This window comes from Frateuria sp., assembly GCF_013362045.1.
Classification (GTDB): Bacteria; Pseudomonadota; Gammaproteobacteria; order Xanthomonadales; family Rhodanobacteraceae; genus Frateuria_A.
This window is the reverse complement of record NZ_JABFWW010000186.1, coordinates 1-17755: the sequence shown is the minus strand read 5'-3', so window position 1 is coordinate 17755 and position 17755 is coordinate 1. Positions and strand designations below refer to the sequence as shown.

Annotated in this window: 17 protein-coding genes; 5 read left to right on the top strand and 12 right to left on the bottom strand. The window is 69.3% G+C overall.

Annotation, left to right across the window (positions count from 1 at the left end; all coding sequences use genetic code 11):
• Positions 1-339: 339 nt before the first annotated feature.
• Together HOQ08_RS08580 and mddA are read left to right on the top strand one after the other, a co-directional pair.
• The gene (locus HOQ08_RS08580) at positions 340-1758 is read left to right on the top strand and encodes a hypothetical protein (protein WP_291193304.1); all 1419 of its coding nucleotides are present in this window, start codon (positions 340-342) and stop codon (positions 1756-1758) included.
• Between the two features lie 51 nt (positions 1759-1809).
• Complete coding sequence (gene mddA, locus HOQ08_RS08575) at positions 1810-2616, top strand: methanethiol S-methyltransferase (RefSeq protein WP_291193302.1); 807 nt, start codon at positions 1810-1812, stop codon at positions 2614-2616.
• Between the two features lie 435 nt (positions 2617-3051).
• Here mddA and HOQ08_RS08570 read toward each other — a convergent pair whose 3' ends face one another.
• The 5 genes from HOQ08_RS08570 to polA form a co-directional block, all read right to left on the bottom strand.
• A complete protein-coding gene (locus HOQ08_RS08570) occupies positions 3052-3597 on the bottom strand; it encodes a GNAT family N-acetyltransferase (RefSeq protein ID WP_291193300.1) in 546 nt (181 codons plus the stop codon).
• Positions 3598-3752: 155 nt separating this feature from the next.
• Entirely contained in the window at positions 3753-4184 is a 432-nt protein-coding gene (locus tag HOQ08_RS08565; protein ID WP_291193298.1) for a hypothetical protein, read from the bottom strand.
• Between the two features lie 69 nt (positions 4185-4253).
• Positions 4254-6527 (bottom strand): 3'-5' exonuclease, encoded by a 2274-nt coding sequence (locus HOQ08_RS08560; RefSeq protein WP_291193296.1) that lies wholly within the window; start codon positions 6525-6527, stop codon positions 4254-4256.
• A 57-nt stretch (positions 6528-6584) separates the two neighbouring features.
• Positions 6585-6803, bottom strand: a complete 219-nt coding sequence (locus tag HOQ08_RS08555) for a hypothetical protein (protein ID WP_291193294.1) — start codon at positions 6801-6803, stop codon at positions 6585-6587.
• Between the two features lie 426 nt (positions 6804-7229).
• A complete protein-coding gene (polA, locus tag HOQ08_RS08550; protein WP_291193292.1) occupies positions 7230-9959 on the bottom strand; it encodes a DNA polymerase I in 2730 nt (909 codons plus the stop codon).
• Between the two features lie 92 nt (positions 9960-10051).
• Here polA and HOQ08_RS08545 point away from each other — a divergent pair, with 92 nt between their 5' ends.
• The gene (locus HOQ08_RS08545) at positions 10052-10516 is read left to right on the top strand and encodes a DUF2782 domain-containing protein (RefSeq protein WP_291193290.1); all 465 of its coding nucleotides are present in this window, start codon (positions 10052-10054) and stop codon (positions 10514-10516) included.
• Between the two features lie 10 nt (positions 10517-10526).
• The gene (locus HOQ08_RS08540; RefSeq protein WP_291193289.1) at positions 10527-10958 is read left to right on the top strand and encodes an EamA family transporter; all 432 of its coding nucleotides are present in this window, start codon (positions 10527-10529) and stop codon (positions 10956-10958) included.
• 9 nt (positions 10959-10967) lie between these two features.
• On the opposite strand, the gene HOQ08_RS08535 is transcribed toward HOQ08_RS08540, so the two are convergent.
• Entirely contained in the window at positions 10968-11678 is a 711-nt protein-coding gene (locus HOQ08_RS08535; RefSeq protein ID WP_291193287.1) for a glutathione S-transferase, read from the bottom strand.
• Positions 11679-11768: 90 nt separating this feature from the next.
• Here HOQ08_RS08535 and HOQ08_RS08530 point away from each other — a divergent pair, with 90 nt between their 5' ends.
• Positions 11769-12053: a hypothetical protein gene (locus HOQ08_RS08530; RefSeq protein WP_291193285.1), complete on the top strand. Its 285-nt coding sequence runs from the start codon at positions 11769-11771 to the stop codon at positions 12051-12053.
• An 18-nt stretch (positions 12054-12071) separates the two neighbouring features.
• Here the strand turns inward: HOQ08_RS08530 and purH are convergent, their stop codons facing one another.
• From purH to accB, 6 genes are all read right to left on the bottom strand, one after another.
• A complete protein-coding gene (gene purH / locus HOQ08_RS08525; RefSeq protein WP_291193283.1) occupies positions 12072-13679 on the bottom strand; it encodes a bifunctional phosphoribosylaminoimidazolecarboxamide formyltransferase/IMP cyclohydrolase in 1608 nt (535 codons plus the stop codon).
• 116 nt (positions 13680-13795) lie between these two features.
• Positions 13796-14080: a helix-turn-helix domain-containing protein gene (locus HOQ08_RS08520; protein WP_291193281.1), complete on the bottom strand. Its 285-nt coding sequence runs from the start codon at positions 14078-14080 to the stop codon at positions 13796-13798.
• Positions 14081-14246: 166 nt separating this feature from the next.
• Complete coding sequence (locus tag HOQ08_RS08515) at positions 14247-15035, bottom strand: zinc-ribbon and DUF3426 domain-containing protein (protein WP_291193279.1); 789 nt, start codon at positions 15033-15035, stop codon at positions 14247-14249.
• 77 nt (positions 15036-15112) lie between these two features.
• A complete protein-coding gene (gene prmA, locus HOQ08_RS08510) occupies positions 15113-16009 on the bottom strand; it encodes a 50S ribosomal protein L11 methyltransferase (RefSeq protein WP_291193277.1) in 897 nt (298 codons plus the stop codon).
• A 109-nt stretch (positions 16010-16118) separates the two neighbouring features.
• On the bottom strand, positions 16119-17486 hold the full coding sequence (gene accC / locus HOQ08_RS08505) for an acetyl-CoA carboxylase biotin carboxylase subunit (protein WP_291193276.1): 1368 nt from the start codon (positions 17484-17486) through the stop codon (positions 16119-16121).
• 16 nt (positions 17487-17502) lie between these two features.
• Positions 17503-17755: acetyl-CoA carboxylase biotin carboxyl carrier protein (gene accB / locus HOQ08_RS08500; protein ID WP_291193274.1), on the bottom strand; the 253-nt coding region annotated here is incomplete at its 5' end.

Here is a 17755-nt window from a genome sequence, read left to right as displayed (position 1 = left end):
GCGTCGGCACGCAGCGGCGACTGCGCCTCTGCCGCGGCGCAGGCCCGCGCCGCGCAGGCGCTCATCGGCGCCAACGGCATGGCCTCGCATCCCGAGCTGGCCGCTGCCGCCGGCCTGTTGCACCGCCCCATCGCTTCCTGCGGCATCCTGCTGGATTGATCTTGTCGCTGCGACGCGGAGCGGGCTTCAGCCGGCCTCGCCGCCATGCGTGGCACCGGTAGGCCGAAGCCCATCCGGCGACCTGGCAAGCCTGCGCCGCCGCGCCATGTCGCACTTCCTGCGCAGGCGGTGTTCTCCGTCGGTGCCCGGCCTTGCAGGCCAGGCCCAAGGGAGCACGCCATGTTCAACCACCGCACTTTCCGATCGGCCGCCACCGTCACGGTCCTGCTGCTGGCGGCCGCCGGCGCCACGCAGGCGCAACAGGCCGCCCCTTCGCGCAGCGACGCGCTGACCACCGCCGACGTCTCCGGCTGGCTGCAGACCAGCACGCCCAGCGGCCGTATCGACCGCAACAATCCATTCTTCCAGAGCCTGGGCAGCAACGGCCGCTCGTGCAATTCCTGCCATCGCCAGGCGGAAGGCTGGACGATCACGCCCGACGAACTGCGCCAGCGCTTCGCGCGCAGCGATGGCCTCGACCCGGTGTTCGCCCTGGTCGACGGCGCGGTCTCGCCGCGGGCGGACGTCTCCACCGTCTACGCGCGCCGCAGCGCCTACGCCATGCTGCTCAACCGCGGCCTGGTGCGCGTGGGCATGCCGATGCCCGCCAACGCGGAGTTTCGTCTGAGCGCCGTCGACGACCCCTACGGCTACGCCAGCGCGCGCGAGCTGTCGCTGTTCCGCCGCCCGCTGCCGGCGACCAACCTGGTGTGGCTCACCGCGGTGATGTGGGACGGGCGCGAAACCTTCGCGCCGTTCAAGCCGCCGATGGATGCCGGCATCGACCTGCAGGACCTGCGCAGCAGCCTCGCCTCGCAGGCGCGCGATGCCGTCCTCGGCCACGAGCAGGCGGCGAGTGCGCCCGACGAGGCCACCATCGGGCGGATCGTCGAGTTCGAGCTGCACATGGTCACCGCGCAGGTGGACGACTACCGCGCCGGCCGGCTCAACGAGGACGACGCCATGGGCGGCCCCGACATCCTCACCCAGCAGCGCTTCTGGGTCGGCATCAACGACACCCTCGGCAACGACCCCACCGGCGATGCGTTCGACGCCAGGGTCATGCGCCTGTTCGACGGCTGGAGCGATGCCGCCGCGCCGTTCCGCCGCGACCCGCGCAGCCGCGCGCGCGCCGCCATCGCCCGCGGCGAGCAGCTGTTCGACACGATGCCGATCGCCATCCGCGGCGTGGCCGGACTCAACGACGTGACCGGCAAGCCGGTGATCCACGGCAGCTGCGGCAGCTGCCACAACGCGCCGAACATCGGCAACCACTCGATGGCGCTGCCGGTCGACATCGGCATCGCCGCCGCCAGCCGCCGCACCCCGGACATGCCGCTGTACACGCTCACCAACAACGCCACCGGCCAGAGCGTGCAGACCACCGACCCGGGCCTGGCCATGCGCACCGGCAAATGGGCCGACATCGGCAAGTTCAAGGGCCCGATCCTGCGCGGCCTGGCGGCGCGCGCGCCGTACTTCCACAACGGCTCGGCGGCGACGCTGCGCGACGTGGTCGACTTCTACGACACGCGATTCCAGATCCGCATGAACGCGCAGCAGAAGAGCGATCTGGTGGCGTTTCTGTCGGCGCTCTAGCGACGCTGCGCCCGCAACCGCCCGCTCCTTATCTTCCAGAGGGTTCCTTCCATGTCCCGTCCGCTCATCCTCTTCTACGGCACGCTTGCCTACATCGTCTTCCTGCTCACCTTCCTCTACGCCATCGGCTTCGTCAGCGGCGTGGGCGTGCCGCGCACCATCGACACCGGCCGCACGGCCGCGCCAGCCGCCGCGCTGGCGATCGACCTGCTGCTGCTCGCGCTGTTCGCCGTGCAGCACAGCGGCATGGCGCGCCCGGCCTTCAAGCGCTGGTGGACGCGCTACGTGCCCGTGGCGGCCGAGCGCAGCACCTATGTGCTGGTGAGCAGCCTCGCGTTGATCCTGTTGTTCTGGCAGTGGCGCACGCTGGCGCAACCGGTCTGGAGCATCCACAGCGAACCGGCGCGCTGGGCGCTGTATGCCCTGGCTGCGGCGGGCTGGCTGCTGGTGCTGTCGAGCACCTTCCTGATCGACCACTTCGGCCTGTTCGGCCTGCGCCAGGTCTGGTCCCACGCGCAGGGCCTGGACACGCAACACGACGGCGCGTTCGTCACCCGCGCCTTCTATCGCCTGGTGCGCCATCCGCTGATGCTGGGTTTCCTGATCGCGTTCTGGGCCGCGCCGGACATGAGCCAGGGCCACCTGCTGTTCGCCCTGATGACCACCGGCTACATCCTGCTGGCGGTCAAATGCCTCGAGGAGCGCGACCTGGTCGCCCAGTTCGGCGACACCTATCGCAGCTACCAGCGCGAGGTGCCCATGCTGCTGCCGTGGCACGCCGTCCGCACACCGCGCCCGGCGCCGACGGGATGCCCGCTGGGGCACGCGGCCGGCGGGTCGGAGCATCACCCGCGCTGATGGATGCCGGCGCGGCGTGGCGGGAACGGCGCACCGTCCTGTCGGGAAGTGGCACCCGCGCCGGTCCGCACGCCGCTATCGCTGTAAAAAGCCCCGCGCACGCCACTTCGAACCCACATGACGAGTCCGCCAGCACCGCGCGCGCCGCTTTTTGCGGCAGCCGCGACGCTTTTTGCTTCGAGCGCGAGGCGGAAAGAGCTGCACGTGCCGCCCGGCCGCCCCAGACGTGGGACTTTTTCCGCCGCCGTTGGGACTTTTTGTCCCGCGCCCGGCACAAAAAGCCTCGTGCGCGAGGGTAAAAGCCGCGCGCACGGGACTTTCCGGGAGGCGAGCGGGGCTTTTTGCTGCGTGCGCCAGGCGGGAAATCCTGCGGGCGACTTGGCGAGCCCCGCGGATGCGATCGGCCGCGCCCGCCGCCGCGGTCGATAGCCGGCGCTAGTTCCCCGCGAATGCACCCGCCAGGCGGCGGGCCATGACGATATCCCGCTGCGGGTCGCCGCCCAGGGGAAATACATGCTCCCCCACCGGGGCGAAACCGAACTTGCGATAGAACGCGATCGCCCGCGGGTTGTGCTCCCACACGCCCAGCCACGCCACGTCCGAGCCGCGCGCCCGCATCTCTTCGATGCAGGCGTGCATGAGCGCCTGCGCCACGCCCTTGCCGTGCCAGTCGCTGGCGACGTACAGCCGCTGGATCTCCCCCGGCGCCCGCGCCACCACGCAACCCGGCGCGGCGCGCCAGCGCACCTGCGCAAACCCGACCAGTCGCCCGTCCTGCTTGGCGAGCAGCGTCACCCTCGACGGGTCGACGATCTCATCCGCCTGGATTGCCTCGCCATAATGGCTGCGGCAATGCAGCTCCATGTCCTGAGCCGTATTCGCCGCGCCGAAGGTCTCTCTGAAAGTTACCTCGGCCAGTTGCGCAAGCTGGCCGGCGTCAGTGGGATTGGCCTCGCGTATGCGGATTCCGGTCGTCGGCATGGTGGTCGCTCGCTGCGCCGCGAAGCGGCAGCGGATTCGGAGGATTGCAACGCCTGAACTACAGCGGACGCACAAAACGGCAATTCGCGGAGCTCTGGCCACCAAAGGCTCAACGCTGGAGTTAAGCGGCGTAGCCGTCCCACTTAAGCGAGTGCTTACGGACCACTGGTGCGCACGCCAGACGCCCAAATGCCAACTCTGAAGTCTTGACTGTCCTTGGGCCACACACCCAAGTCGAGGCGAATCTCGTAGAGAAGCCTAGACAAACGCTGATCGTGGCGCTCACGACTATGAAAAGGGTTGCCGACTCGGATCTCTTCCTGGAATGCCTGCAACGCCCGGATTACGGACTGCGGCGCGACAAGGTTGAGGTTGTTGCACGCTTTGGCGAAGGCGCGTTGCCCTTCAGGAGTGTCCTCGGAGGTGATGATGCCGCTCAGACTGGCAACAAAATCCTTGTAATGCGCCAAGCGCTCTGAGCGAAGGACAGCCTCGCGCTCTCGCTTTTTGGTCAAGCCGTAGGTGACGACGGCCAGAATGGCGGCGCCCCCAACGGTAATTAGCGCAGTTGCGATATCGGCTGACATGGCCCTAACTCAAAGTAGATTTCAAGCTGACATTTGAAACGTGCGGCCCAAGGGTAGCCGTGTTTTTTCTTAAAGCGGTGTGAGGTTAGCGTATGCCGCCACCAGCCATTTGCTGCCGGCGTTCTCGAAGTTCACGTGCAGGCGGGTGTGGGCGCCGCTGCCTTCGGCGCTGACGACCACGCCTTCGCCGAAGCTCGGGTGGCTGACGCGTTGGCCGAGCTTGACCGGCAGGCTTTCCTCCAGCGACGCGGTGTCGGTGTAGCGGCCGGCGTAGGCGGGGCGGCTGACCTGCACGCGCGGGCGCACTTCGTCGATCAGGCTGGGCGGCATTTCGGCGAGGAAGCGCGAGGGGCGGGCGAGCATCTCGGTGCCGTGCATGCGGCGCGATTCGGCGTGGGTGACCACCAGCCGCTCGCGCGCGCGGGTGATGCCGACGTAGGCCAGGCGGCGCTCCTCCTCCAGCCGGGCCTCGTCCTCGGTGGAACGCTGGCTGGGGAACAGGCCTTCCTCCATGCCGACCAGGAACACCAGCGGGAACTCCAGGCCCTTGGCCGAATGCAGCGTCATCAACTGCACGCAGTCGTCCCACGCTTCGCCCTGGCCTTCGCCGGCCTCGAGCGCGGCGTGGGAGAGGAAGGCGGACAGTTCGCTGAGGCCCGCCTCGACATCTTCGGGCGTCATGGCGAAGCGGCTGGCGACGTTGATCAATTCGTCCAGGTTCTCCACGCGCGCTTCGCCGTTGCCGCGGCTGTCCTTTTCGTAGTGGTCGCGCAGGCCGGTGTGGGTGATGGCGTGGTCGACCTGTTCGGCCAACGTGAGGCCTTCGCTTGGCTTGTCTGGCTGGGCGGAGGGAAGAGCCTCCCCCTCTCCCCAGCCTTCTCCCCCGGCTTCGCCGGGGAAGAGGGCGCCGGGTGCGGCGGGGTGGAAGTCGCGGGCCATCTGGTCGATCACGGCCAGGAACGCCTTTACGGCGTTCTTGGCGCGGCCGGCCAGTTCGCGGCCGTCGGTGAGCTCGCCCAGCGCCGCTTCCCACATCGAGCTGCCTTCGGCCCGGGCGCGGCGGCGCAGCACGTCCAGCGTGCGGTCGCCGATGCCGCGCGGCGGCGTGTTGACCGCGCGCTCGAAGGCGGCGTCGTCGTGGCGGTTGGCGGTCAGGCGCAGGTAGGCGAGCGCGTCCTTGATCTCGGCGCGCTCGAAGAAGCGCAGGCCGCCGTAGACGCGGTAGGGGATGCTGCGCTGGCTGAGCTGTTCCTCGAAGTTGCGCGACTGCGCGTTGGAGCGGTAGAGGATCGCGCAGTCCTTCGCGCTGCCGTGCTCGGCGACGTATTCGCGGATGCGCTCGATGACGAAGCGCGCCTCGTCCTGCTCGTTGTAGGCGGCGTACAGCGCGATGCGCTCGCCGTCCTCGCCCGCCGTCCACAGCTGCTTGCCCAGGCGGCCGCCGTTGCGCGCGATGACGCTGTTGGCGGCCTTGAGGATGGTGGCGGTGGAGCGGTAGTTCTGCTCCAGCTTGATCGTGCGCGCGCCGGGAAAGTCCTTGAGGAACTGCTGCATGTTCTCCACCTTGGCGCCGCGCCAGCCGTAGATCGACTGGTCGTCGTCGCCGACGGCGAACACCTTGCCGACGTTGCCCGCGAGCACGCGGATCCAGGCGTACTGCAGCGCGTTGGTGTCCTGGAACTCATCGATCAGCAGGTGCCGCCAGCGCTGCTGGTAGTGCTCCAGCACGGCTGCGTTCTTCAGCCACAGCTCGTGCGCGCGCAGCAGCAGTTCGGCGAAGTCGACCAGGCCGGCGCGGCGGCAAGCCTCCTCGTAGGCGGTATAGATCTGCACCAGCGTGCGGGTGACCGGGTGGTTGCCGTGCTCGATGGCATCCGGGCGCTTGCCCTCGTCCTTCCAGCCGTTGATCTGCCAGGTGGCCTGGCGTGGCGGGAACTTCGCCTCGTCCAGCCCGAGCCCGGCGACCACGCGCTTGACCAGCCGCTGCTGGTCGTCGGCGTCGAGGATCTGGAAACCTTCCGGCAGGCCGGCCTCGCGCCAGTGCCGGCGCAGCAGGCGATGGGCGATGCCGTGGAAGGTGCCTACGGTGAGGCCGGTGGTGCCGCCCGGGATCAGCGAGTCCAGCCGCGCGCGCATTTCGCCGGCGGCCTTGTTGGTGAAGGTGACCGCCAGGATCGCCCACGGCGGCACGCGCTCGACCTGGGTCAGCCAGCCGATGCGGTGGGTGAGTACGCGGGTCTTGCCGGAACCGGCGCCGGCCAGCACCAGGTAGTGGCCGGGCGGGGCGCACACGGCTTCGCGCTGCGCGTCGTTGAGCGAGTCGATCAGATACGAAACATCCATCGACTCATTGTACCGAGGCCCGTCAAGCGCGCCGCGCGGAGGCGGCGCGGCGGGGCGTCACTTCTTACTGGCGAAGCCGCCGATCGCCAGCAGGCCGCCGACCACGATGCCGGCGATGCCCAGCCATTGCGGCACGGCCTTCTCGTGGGTGGCCTCGATTTTCGCGGGGCCCAGCTGCGCCACGGTATCGGTCTGGCTGTAGCTGCCGTTGCCCAGGGTCACCCAGATGCCCGCAACCAACAGGATGATGCCGACGATGACGAGTCCTGCACGCATGCGTTGTTCCTCATGGATGGGTGGCCCGAGCATAGCGGGCGAAAAAAAGCCCCGAAGGCTAGGGGGAACCTTCGGGGCCGGGGTGGATGCGAAGCCCAGGGGAGAGGTTCGCATCCTGATGACCCGCTCAGGGAGGTGGACGGGTCGCGGATGCCGTTGCGTGCATCCGGAACCTTGGATGCGTGCGGCGAGGGAAAGTTTCAAGGAGGGCGTTCGCGGTGGCCGGAACAGGTCAGGATCCGTTCATCCGCCGAAGCCCGCTCCTCTTTCGGCCCCGCCGGGAGAGAGGGCTGGGGTGAGGGGGCTTTTGCTTGTTGCTTGGCAGGAGGGAGAAGAGCCAACGGCCTCCCCCTCTCCCCAACCCTCTCCCCCGGGCTGCGCCCGGGGGAGAGGAAGCAGGGTGCGGCGGTGGCTTGGGCCTCGGCGCTAGTGCGCCTGCTCCCAGTTCGCGCCTACGCCTACGTCCACCACCAGCGGCACAGCCAGTTCGGCGGCGCCGGACATGCGCTCGATCACCGCCTGGCGCATCGTGTCCACGGCGTCCTCCTGCACCTCGAACACCAGTTCGTCGTGCACCTGCATCAGCATGTGCGCGTCGGTGCGTTCGCACAGGTAGGCGCCCATGGCAATCATCGCGCGCTTGATGATGTCCGCCGCGCTGCCCTGCATGGGTGCGTTGACCGCGGCGCGCTCGGCGCCGGAGCGCAGCGCCTGGTTACGGGCCTTGAGGTTCTCCAGGTACAGCCGGCGGCCGAAGATGGTTTCCACGTAGCCGTCGCGATGGGCTTGTTCGCGAGTGGCGTCCATGAAGGCGCGCACGCCGGCGAAGCGCGAGAAGTAGCGCGCCATGTAGTCGCTGGCCTCGCCGCGGTCGATGCCGAGCTGGCGCGCCAGGCCGAAGGCGCTCATGCCGTACATCAGGCCGAAGTTGATCGCCTTGGCGGCGCGGCGCTGGTTGAGCGTGATGTCCTCGGGCGCCACGCCGAACACCTCGGCGGCGGTGGCGCGGTGCACGTCGCCGCCGCTGGTGAACGCGCGCAGCAGTGCCTCGTCGCCGGAGAGGTGCGCCATGATGCGCAGCTCGATCTGCGAATAGTCGGCCGCCATCACCATCCAACCGGGCGGCGCCACGAAGGCGGCGCGGATGCGCCGGCCCTCCTCGGTGCGCACAGGGATGTTCTGCAGGTTGGGGTCGGAGGAGGAGATGCGCCCGGTGGCCACCGCGGCCTGGTGGTAGCAGGTGTGCACGCGGCCGGTGCGCGGATTGACCATCGAGGCCAGCTTGTCCGTATAGGTCGAGCGCAGCTTGGCCAGGCCGCGATAGTCGAGGATCAGCCGCGGCAGCGCGTGGTCGTCCGCGATCGCCTCCAGCGCCTCCTCGTTGGTCGAGGGCTGCCCGGTCGGCGTCTTCAGCTTGGCGGCCAGGCCCAGTTCGTCGAACAGGATCGCCTGCAGCTGCTTGGGCGAGTCCAGGCTGAATTCGCGGCCGGCTTCCACGTAAGCCTGCCGCTGCAGCTCGAGCATGCGCTTGCCAAGTTCCTGGCTCTGCTTGCGCAGTTCGTCGACGTCGATCAGCACGCCCTTGCGCTCCATGCCGGCAAGCACGGGCACCAGTGGCAGCTCGATCTGCTCGTACACGCACTGGAGCGCCGGCAGGCTGGCGAGCATCGGCTGCAGCGCCTCGTGCAGGCGCAGGGTGATGTCGGCGTCCTCGGCGGCGTAGCGGCAGGCGGTGTCCAGGTCGACCTGCGAGAACGGGATCTGCCTGGCGCCCTTGCCGGCGACCTCCTCGTACTTGATGGTCTGGTAGCCGAGGTAGCGGCTGGCCAGCGAATCCATGTCGTGGCGCGTGGCGGTGGCGTTCCACACGTAGGAGGCGAGCATCGAATCGTGCTTGAGGCCCTGCACGCCGATGCCGTAGTGCGAGAGCACGTTGATGTCGTACTTGGCGTGCTGGCCGAGCTTGGCCTTCGACGGGTCCTCGAACAAGGGCTTGAGCGCGTGCAGCACCTGGTCGCGGTCCAGCTGCCAGGGCGCACCGGGATAGTCGTGCGCCACCGGAATGTAGCAGGCGCGGCCGGACTCGACGGCAAAGGACAGGCCGATCAGCTCGGCGCGCATGGCGTCGATGCTGCTGGTTTCGGTGTCGAAGGCGATCAGCGGCGCCGCGCGCAGCGCCGCCAGCCAGCGCTCGAACTGCTCCGGCGCGGTGACCAGCTCGTATTCGCCGGGACGCGCATCAGCGGCGGCTGGAGCCTGCAGCGGCGGTGCCGGCGCCGGCGCGACCTCGGGCGTGGGCGCCATGCCGCCGGCCTCGGCGTCCAGTTCCTTCAGCGCCGCCTTGAACTCGTAGCGGGTGAACAGCTCGCGCAGCGCGGCGGTGTCGCGCTCGCGCAGTGTGAGGTCGGCCGGGCCGTGTTCGAGCTCGACGCCGGTGCGTATGGTCACCAGCTCGCGCGACAGCGGCAGGCCCGGCAGCGCCTCGCGCAGGTATTCGCCGATCTTGCCGCCGACCTTGTCCGCATTGGCGATCACGCCATCGAGCGAGCCGTATTCGGCCAGCCACTTGGCCGCGGTCTTGGGGCCGCACTTGGTCACGCCCGGCACGTTGTCGATGCTGTCGCCGGTGAGGGAGAGGAAGTCGACGATGCGCTCCGGCGGCACGCCGAATTTTTCGGTCACGCCGGCGATGTCCAGCGTCACGTTGGTCATCGTGTTGACCAGCGTCACGCGCGGGCCGACCAGCTGGGCCAGGTCCTTGTCGCCGGTGGAGATGGTCACGTCGATGCCCTGGTCGGCCGCGGCCAGCGCCAGCGTGCCGATCACGTCGTCGGCCTCCACGCCGGGGATGCACAGGATCGGGAAGCCGAGCGCCTTGACGATGGCCATCATCGGCTCGACCTGCGCGCGCAGGTCGTCGGGCATCGGCGGGCGGTTGGCCTTGTAGTCGGCGTAGAGGTCGTCGCGGAAGGTGCGCCCGGGCGCGTCGCAGACGAAGGCCAGGTAGTCCGGCTGTGCCTTGAGCGCCACGCGCAGCATGTTGACCACGCCGAACAGCGCGCCGGTAGGCTCGCCGCGTGCATTGGTCAGCGGCGGCAGCGCATGGAAGGCGCGGTAGAGATAGGACGAACCGTCGATCAGGGTGAGCTTGGGCATCCGTCGATTCTCGCACGCGTGCCATGAGACCGCGGTTCACCGGAGCGCGCGGGGGCCGCTGCTATGCTCGCGGCACCTCGACGGAGCCTGCCATGAAGTCTTCTTCCGCATTCGTTCTCGCCGCGACATTGGCCGCGGCGCCTGCCTTCGCCCAGTCCAAGCCGCCGGTCGACGTGCCGCCGCCCCCGGGCATGAACGATCCGGGCGTGCGGCCGAGCGCACCTGCCCCGGCATCGCCCGCCGCGGCGCCTGCGCACGGCGGCACCTCGCTGCTGCCGGTCACGCCGGCGCCGATCAAGTCGGGCCAGCCGCTGCCGGAGGTGAGCGTGCACAGGCAGGGCGAGAACACGGTGCAGGAATACCGCCGCAACGGCCAGCTCTACATGGTGGTGGTGACGCCGCCCAACGGCGTCGCGCAGACCTACATGGTCGATCCGAGCGGACGGCTGGTCGACGAGCACGGCCAGAAGCCGGCGCGGCCGGTGATGTACAAGATCCTGGAGTGGGGCAAGAGCAAGCCGGCGCCGGCGGCCTCGGCCGGCAACAACGGCGACTGATCCGCCGGCCGTGGACCTGCGCCAGAGCTGGCTGCTGTTCGCGCTCGGTTCGGCCTTCTTCGCCGCGCTGACGGCGCTGTTCGGCAAGCTCGGCGTGGCGGGCATCAATTCCAACCTGGCGACGTTCATCCGCACGGTGGTGATCCTGATCGTCACCGCGGGCATCCTCAGCCTGCGCAGCGAATGGGCGCGGCCCTCGGGCCTGCCCTGGCACAGCTGGCTGTTCCTGGTGCTCTCGGGCATCGCCACCGGGCTTTCGTGGCTGTGCTACTACCGCGCGCTGCAGCTGGGGCCGGTGAGCCGCGTCGCGCCCATCGACAAGCTCAGCGTGGCGATCGCGATCGTGCTGGGGTTGGTGTTCCTGGGCGAGCGGCCGAGCCTGCCGCTGCTGGTCGGTGGCCTGCTGATCGTCGCCGGCGCGGTCGTCATCGCATGGTTCTGACGCCGTCGATCAGTCCGGATCATCGAGTTCGGGATAGTGGCGGAAGATGCCGCTCTCGTTGAATGGCAGGCGCCGGGGCGAGGCAAGGTAGGCGGCGATGCGCGGGCGCGCAGCGACTTCTTCGGCGAGCGCGGCCAGGCGCGGCAGCCTGGGGCGCAAGCGGGCCATGGCGTGTGGGAAGGCGTAGTCGAGGCCGGCCAGCAGCTGGAACAGCGAGAGGTCCACGTACGAATGCGCGCCCAATGCATGGCGGCCGTCGGCGCGTTCCAGCACGCGCTCGAAATAGCCCAGGTACTTGGGCAGCCGGTGCTGGCGCAGGTCGGCCGCGCGGCGCGCGGCTTCGGGTTTCTGGTCGTGGTAGTACAGGCCGGCGGCGATCGGGTGGTGGCTGTCGTGGACCTCGGTGACGAGGTCGGCGATGGTCAGCTGCAGCTGGTTGGCATGGATGCGCCGTGCCTCGCCCTCGGGCACCAGCCGCAGGTGCTGGCCCAGGTAGTCGAGGATGGCGGCGGTCTGCGCGATCAGCAGGTGGCCGGCCTTGAGGAAGGGCGGGGCGAACGGCAGCGCCTCGGCGTGCTCGCCTTCGAGGAAGGGCTCCATGGCCTTGTCGCCGTGTTCGCGCGCGATGTCCACGTACTCCGCGCCGGCGTCCTCCAGCGCCAGGCGCACGAATTCGCCGCGGCCCTGGATGCCGGTCCAGTAGTAGAGCTCGTAGGTCATGGGCGTGGGCTCCGCGTTGGCCTTGCCAAGGCTCGCAAGCGGCACCATAAGGAGTCGTGAGGGTCACACCGCGGCCGCACGGGAGTCGCCATGGACCAAACCGCTTTCCTCGCCTCGCTCGCCGGCTGCGAACCGCCGGTCGACTTCTCCGTCCACCTGCAGGCGCTGTGGTGGCTTGGCCATGGCGCGCCGGAGCGCGCCCACCACCTGGTGCAGGTGCTGGACGACGCGGGCGCCGCCGCCATCCACGCACACCTGCACCGCCTTGAGGGCGACGAGGCCAACGCCGGCTACTGGTATGCACGGGCAGGCGTGCCGCCGTGCGACGGGTCCTTCGACGAGGAGTGGCGGCAGTTGCTGCAGCGGTTCCTGTGATCTGCCGGATCGCCGGCCTCAGTGCCGGAAGTGGCGCATGCCGGTGAACACCATCGCCATGCCGTGCTCGTCGGCGGCGGCGATCACTTCGGCGTCGCGCATCGATCCGCCCGGCTGGATCACCGCGGCGATGCCCGCCTCGGCCGCGGCGTCGATGCCGTCGCGGAAGGGGAAGAACGCATCGGAGGCCATCACCGAGCCGCGCACTTCCAGCTTCTCGTCGGCTGCCTTGATGCCGGCGATCTTCGCGCTGTAGACGCGGCTCATCTGGCCGGCGCCGATGCCGATGGTCTGGCGATGCTTCGCGTAGACGATCGCGTTGGACTTGACGAACTTGGCCACCTTCCAGGCGAAGATCAGGTCGTCGATCTGCTCGGGCGTGGGCGCGCGCCTGGTCACCACCTTGAGGTCGGCCGCGCCGATCATGCCGGTGTCGGCGGTCTGCAGCAGCAGGCCCGACCCCACGCGCTTGGCGTTCACGCCCGGATGCGGCGCGCGCAGGCCGCCATCCGCCGGCGGCGGGATCTCCAGCACGCGCACGTTGCCCTTCTTGGCGAACGCCTTGAGCGCGTCGTCGGCGTAGCCCGGCGCCAGGACGACTTCCACGAACTGGCGCTCGACGATGGCGCGCGCGGTGGCGCCGTCGACTTCGCGGTTGAACGCAATGATGCCGCCGAAGGCCGAAGTGGGGTCGGTCTGGAAAGCCAGGTCGTAGGCTTTGCCGATTCCGTCCAGGCTCACCGCCACGCCGCAGGGATTGGCGTGCTTGACGATCACGCAGGCCGGCTTGACGAAGCTGCGCACGCATTCCCATGCCGCGTCGGCATCGGCGATGTTGTTGAACGAAAGCTCCTTGCCCTGCAGCTGACGGAAAGTCGCGAGCGTGCCGGGCGCCGGGTACAGGTCGCGGTAGAAGGCGGCCTGCTGGTGCGGATTCTCGCCGTAGCGCAGGTCCATCAGCTTGACGAAGCGGCCGTTGGCCTGGCCGCCGAAGGCCTCGTGGCCGGCGATCGCATCGTGTGCTTCGTTGAGCTTGAGGGACGAAAGATAGTCGCTGATCGCGCCGTCGTAGTCGGACACGCGATTGAACGCGGCCACCGCAAGCCGGAAGCGGGTGGCGCGCGCGAGGCCGCCGTCGCGCTCGATCTCGGCAAGGGCATCGTCGTACTGCTCGGGCGCGGTGAGCACCGCCACGTCGGCCCAGTTCTTCGCCGCCGAGCGCAGCATCGCGGGGCCGCCGATGTCGATGTTCTCGATCGCCTCTTCCAGCGTGCAGTCGGGACGGGCGACCGTCCGTTCGAACGGATAGAGGTTGAGCACCAGCAGGTCGATCGGGACGATGCCGAGTTCGGCCATCACCGCGTCGTCGGTGCCGCGCCGGCCGAGCAGGCCGCCATGCACCTTGGGATGCAGCGTCTTGACGCGGCCGTCCATGATCTCCGGGAAGCCGGTGAGCTCGCTGACGTCGGTGACCGCGATGCCGGCCTCGCGCAGCGCCTTGGCGCTGCCGCCGGTGGAGAGCAGCTGCACGCCCCTGGCGGCGAGTCGCCGGCCCAGCTCGATCAGTCCGGTCTTGTCCGAGACACTGAGCAGGGCGCGGCGGATGGGCGTGACGGCGGCAGGCATGGCGGCTTCCAGGGTGGGGGAAGCCGGTAATTATAACCCGAGCGGGTCAGGCTCTTCGTTTGGACGGCTGGACGGCCAAGCCGCGCGAGGCGTGTGCTGGCGACCCAGAAAAGGCCCTACAGCAGGCCGTGGGCGGCCAGCTTCTTGCGCAGCGTGGCGCGGTTGATGCCGAGCACCGCGGCGGCGCGGCTCTGGTTGCCGTCGTGGAAGGCCAGCACTTCGCGCAGCAGCGGGCCTTCGACCTCGTGGATGACCAGGGCGTGCAGGCCCTCGTCGCATGCGGTGTCGCCGATGTCCGCCAGGTAGCGGCGCACGGTACGGCTGACACATTCGCCCAGAGCGCTCTGCGACGGCGGAGTCTCCCGGATGGCCTCGATGACAGGCAATCGGACGGCGTTCACGGCATTCCCTCACGAGCGACGCGGCGGCTGCGTGGGCCGCTGCAATGGTTATGGCGGTTCTGCCGCTGGCGGCGGCGCGCTTGGCATGCGTTGGAGCGTGCGCGAAGGGGAGGAGTGTACCGGCGCGGGACGACAAAATTAAGTGCTTGCGCGCCGGCGGATGGTTTCACTCGAAACCGAATTCGAACGCCACCGCCCGTGCGCCTGGATCGGCCATCTCGATGAGCAGGGCCGCGCTCGCGCCCGGCGCAAGCCCGGCGCGGATCGCCGCGGCGTCGTCCAGGTATTCGGACGGGCGCAGGCGGCGCATCGCCAGGCGATGCCCGTCGGCGTCGGAGAGGGTCAGCGTGACCACCGGGAAGGGCTGGCCGAAGGGTGCGTCGTTGCGGATGGTGGCGCTGATCATCAGCGCGCCCGGTGCGCTCGGGTGCGCCTGTACGTCGCGCGCGACCACGCGCAGCTGGCGCACGTCGCGCACCAGCGGCAGTTCGCAGCCGAGCGCGGCGCAGGCCTGGCGTAGCCATGCGCCGATCGACGGGTTGGCGATGAGCTCGGCGCGCTTGGCCCAGGCCACCTGGGCCGCCAGCAGCAGGGTCAGCAGCACGCACGTCAGGATCCAGGGCCAGCGCCGCTCGCGCCTGCGCGGCGCGCGGCGGTCGCGCACGAAGTGTGGAGTGAAGGCCGGCTCCGCCGACACTACGGTCGCCGGCGCGGCGACGGCGGCCGGCGTGTCGGCACGCGGGCGATACACCGCCAATTCGAGCTTGGGCGCCTGCTCCGAGCGGACGTGCCCGGGCAGTGTCTGGAACGGCTCGGGCGGCAGCTGGTCGGCGAGCGTCTCCAGGGCGTCGAACAATGTCTCGCAGTTGCCGCAGATCACCGCGCCACGCGCCGGCGCGAGCGCGCCCGCATCGAGCGAGAACACGGTTCGGCAGTCGGGACACTGGGCGTACATGCCGGCAAGAGTAAAGGGTAAGCCGGCGTTTGTCGGAGCGAGGCGTGTGCGCGAGTGCACGTTGCCGGGCAAGGGGTTCAGCGACGGCGGCCGCTGATGCGCACCCAGTCTTCGCGTGCGTCCACACGCAGGCCATCGAACCATTCGCCGTAGCGCGCCAGCAATTCGTCCTGCTGGCCATCGAGGATGCCGGAGATGGCGAACGGCGCGCCCGGTTTGCAGGCGGCGGCGAAGGTCGGCGCAAGCTCGCCCAGCGGCCCGGCCAGGATGTTGGCGACGAACACGTCGGCCGGTGCGTGCGGTTCGTCGCCGGGCAGGAACACGGCGAGCCGGTCTGCCACGCCGTTGCGCTGGGCGTTGTCGCGCGAGGCGATGAGCGCCTGCGGGTCGTTGTCCACGCCGACGGCGCCGGCTGCGCCGAGCTTGAGCGCGGCGATGGCCAGGATGCCCGAGCCGCAGCCGTAATCGATCAAGCGCTGGCCGGCCAGATCGAGACCGTCGAGCCATTCCAGGCACAGCGCGGTGGTCGGATGGGTGCCGCTGCCGAAGGCCAGGCCGGGATCCAGCCGCACGACCACGATGTCCTCGCCGGTAGGCGGCTCGATGTTCCAGGGATAGATCCACAGCCGGCGCCCGAACGGCATCGGCTTGAACTGGTCCATCCATGCGCGTTCCCAGTCCTCGTCGGCGACCTCGCGGAAGGCGAGCTGGTCGGGCTCCAGCCAGGGCAGCAGCTCGCCCAGCGCCTCGACCAGGCCGCGCCGGTCCGTGTCCGCGTCGAACAGGGCGTCCAGGGTGATCGTCGGCCACAGCGGCAGCTCCCCCACGCCCGGCTCGAAGATCGCCTGCTCGTCGGGCGTCTCGGCGTCGGCGTCGCGCAGGGTGATCGACAGGGCGCCCAGGTCGTCGAGGGCTTCCTCCACGCGCGGTTGCTGCTCGGCGCGGAGGGTGAGGGCGAGTTCGAGGAAGGGCATGGCAGGTTCTTGCAGGGGAGTGTCAAAAACGAACGCGGCGCCATCCGGTGTCCGCCGGAATGGCGCCGCGCAAGTCGACGCCGCGCTCTGCCGGCGTCGTCGGGGCGGCTTACTCGCCGCCAGCCTTCTGTTCCTTGTGCTCGGCCATGCGCTTTTCCAGGTAGTGGATGTTCTGGCCGCCGTGCTGGAAGCCCGCATCGGCCATGATGCGCTGCTGCAGCGGGATGTTGCACTTGACGCCCTCGATCACCGTCTCGGCCAGCGCCAGGCGCATGCGGCAGATCGCGGTCTCGCGGTCGGGGCCGTGCACGATCAGCTTGCCGATCATCGAATCGTAGTTGGGCGGGATGCGGTAGCCGTCGTACAGGTGCGTGTCCACGCGCACGCCCGGGCCGCCGGGCGCCTCGAAGCGCTTGACCGTGCCGGGGCTGGGCATGAAGGTGTCCGGGTCCTCGGCGTTGATGCGGCATTCGATGGCGTGGCCGCGGATCTGGATGTCTTCCTGGCGGATCGAGAGCTTCTCGCCGCCGGCGATCAGCAACTGCTCGCGCACCAGGTCCACGCCGGTGATCAGCTCGGTCACTGGATGCTCCACCTGGATGCGGGTGTTCATCTCGATGAAGTAGAAGCGGCCGTTCTCGAACAGGAACTCGAAGGTGCCGGCGCCGCGGTAGCCGATGCGGATGCAGGCGTCCACGCAGACCTTGCCGATCTGCGCACGCAGCTCCGGCGTGATGCCGGGCGCGGGCGCCTCTTCCACCACCTTCTGGTGGCGGCGCTGCATCGAGCAGTCGCGCTCGCCCAGGTGGATGGCGTTGCCCTGGCCGTCGGCCAGCACCTGGATCTCCACGTGGCGCGGGTTCTCCAGGAATTTCTCCATGTACACCATGTCGTTGCCGAAGGCCGCCTTGGCCTCGGACTTGGTCATGGTGATGGCGTTGGCCAGGTGCGCCTCGGTGCGCACCACGCGCATGCCGCGGCCGCCGCCGCCGCCGGCCGCCTTGATGATCACCGGGTAGCCGATCTCGCGGGCGATCTTGAGGTTGGTCTCGGTGTCCTCGCCCAGCGGGCCGCCGGAACCGGGCACGCACGGCACGCCGGCGGCCTTCATGGCGCGGATCGCCTCGACCTTGTCGCCCATCAGGCGGATCACGTCCGCCGTCGGGCCGATGAAGATGAAGCCGCTCTGCTCCACCTGTTCGGCGAAGTCCGCGCGCTCGGACAGGAATCCGTAACCCGGGTGGATTGCCTGCGCGTCGCTGATCTCGGCCGCGGCGATGATGCGCGGGATGTTGAGGTAGCTGTCCACCGATGGTGCCGGGCCGATGCAGATCGCCTCGTCGGCCAGGCCCACGTGCTTGAGGTTGCGGTCGGCGGTCGAATGCACCGCGACCGTCTTGATGCCGAGGCTGTGGCACGCGCGCAGCACGCGCAGCGCGATCTCGCCGCGGTTGGCAATGACGACTTTTTCTAGCATCACAGTGTCCTGCCGGTCAGGCGATCACGAACATCGGCTGGTCGAACTCGACCGGCTGGCCGTTCTCGACCAGGATCGCCTTCACGGTGCCGGCGACGTCGGCCTCGATCTGGTTGAACATCTTCATCGCCTCGATGATGCCCAGCGTCTCGCCGGCCTTGACCTGCTGGCCGACCTTGACGAAGGCGGCCGCACCCGGCGTGGCCGAGGCGTAGAAAGTGCCGACCATCGGCGCCTTGACCACAGGGCCTTCGGGCAGCGCATTGGCG

What these genes read in the sequence shown, in the direction of transcription:
- HOQ08_RS08580 (WP_291193304.1), top strand. Translation starts at nt 340, where the DNA reads ATGTTCAACCACCGCACTTTCCGATCGGCCGCCACCGTCACGGTCCTG.
- mddA (WP_291193302.1), top strand. Translation starts at nt 1,810, where the DNA reads ATGTCCCGTCCGCTCATCCTCTTCTACGGCACGCTTGCCTACATCGTC.
- HOQ08_RS08570 (WP_291193300.1), bottom strand. Translation starts at nt 3,597, where the DNA reads ATGCCGACGACCGGAATCCGCATACGCGAGGCCAATCCCACTGACGCC.
- HOQ08_RS08565 (WP_291193298.1), bottom strand. Translation starts at nt 4,184, where the DNA reads ATGTCAGCCGATATCGCAACTGCGCTAATTACCGTTGGGGGCGCCGCC.
- HOQ08_RS08560 (WP_291193296.1), bottom strand. Translation starts at nt 6,527, where the DNA reads ATGGATGTTTCGTATCTGATCGACTCGCTCAACGACGCGCAGCGCGAA.
- HOQ08_RS08555 (WP_291193294.1), bottom strand. Translation starts at nt 6,803, where the DNA reads ATGCGTGCAGGACTCGTCATCGTCGGCATCATCCTGTTGGTTGCGGGC.
- polA (WP_291193292.1), bottom strand. Translation starts at nt 9,959, where the DNA reads ATGCCCAAGCTCACCCTGATCGACGGTTCGTCCTATCTCTACCGCGCC.
- HOQ08_RS08545 (WP_291193290.1), top strand. Translation starts at nt 10,052, where the DNA reads ATGAAGTCTTCTTCCGCATTCGTTCTCGCCGCGACATTGGCCGCGGCG.
- HOQ08_RS08535 (WP_291193287.1), bottom strand. Translation starts at nt 11,678, where the DNA reads ATGACCTACGAGCTCTACTACTGGACCGGCATCCAGGGCCGCGGCGAA.
- HOQ08_RS08530 (WP_291193285.1), top strand. Translation starts at nt 11,769, where the DNA reads ATGGACCAAACCGCTTTCCTCGCCTCGCTCGCCGGCTGCGAACCGCCG.
- purH (WP_291193283.1), bottom strand. Translation starts at nt 13,679, where the DNA reads ATGCCTGCCGCCGTCACGCCCATCCGCCGCGCCCTGCTCAGTGTCTCG.
- HOQ08_RS08515 (WP_291193279.1), bottom strand. Translation starts at nt 15,035, where the DNA reads ATGTACGCCCAGTGTCCCGACTGCCGAACCGTGTTCTCGCTCGATGCG.
- prmA (WP_291193277.1), bottom strand. Translation starts at nt 16,009, where the DNA reads ATGCCCTTCCTCGAACTCGCCCTCACCCTCCGCGCCGAGCAGCAACCG.
- accC (WP_291193276.1), bottom strand. Translation starts at nt 17,486, where the DNA reads ATGCTAGAAAAAGTCGTCATTGCCAACCGCGGCGAGATCGCGCTGCGC.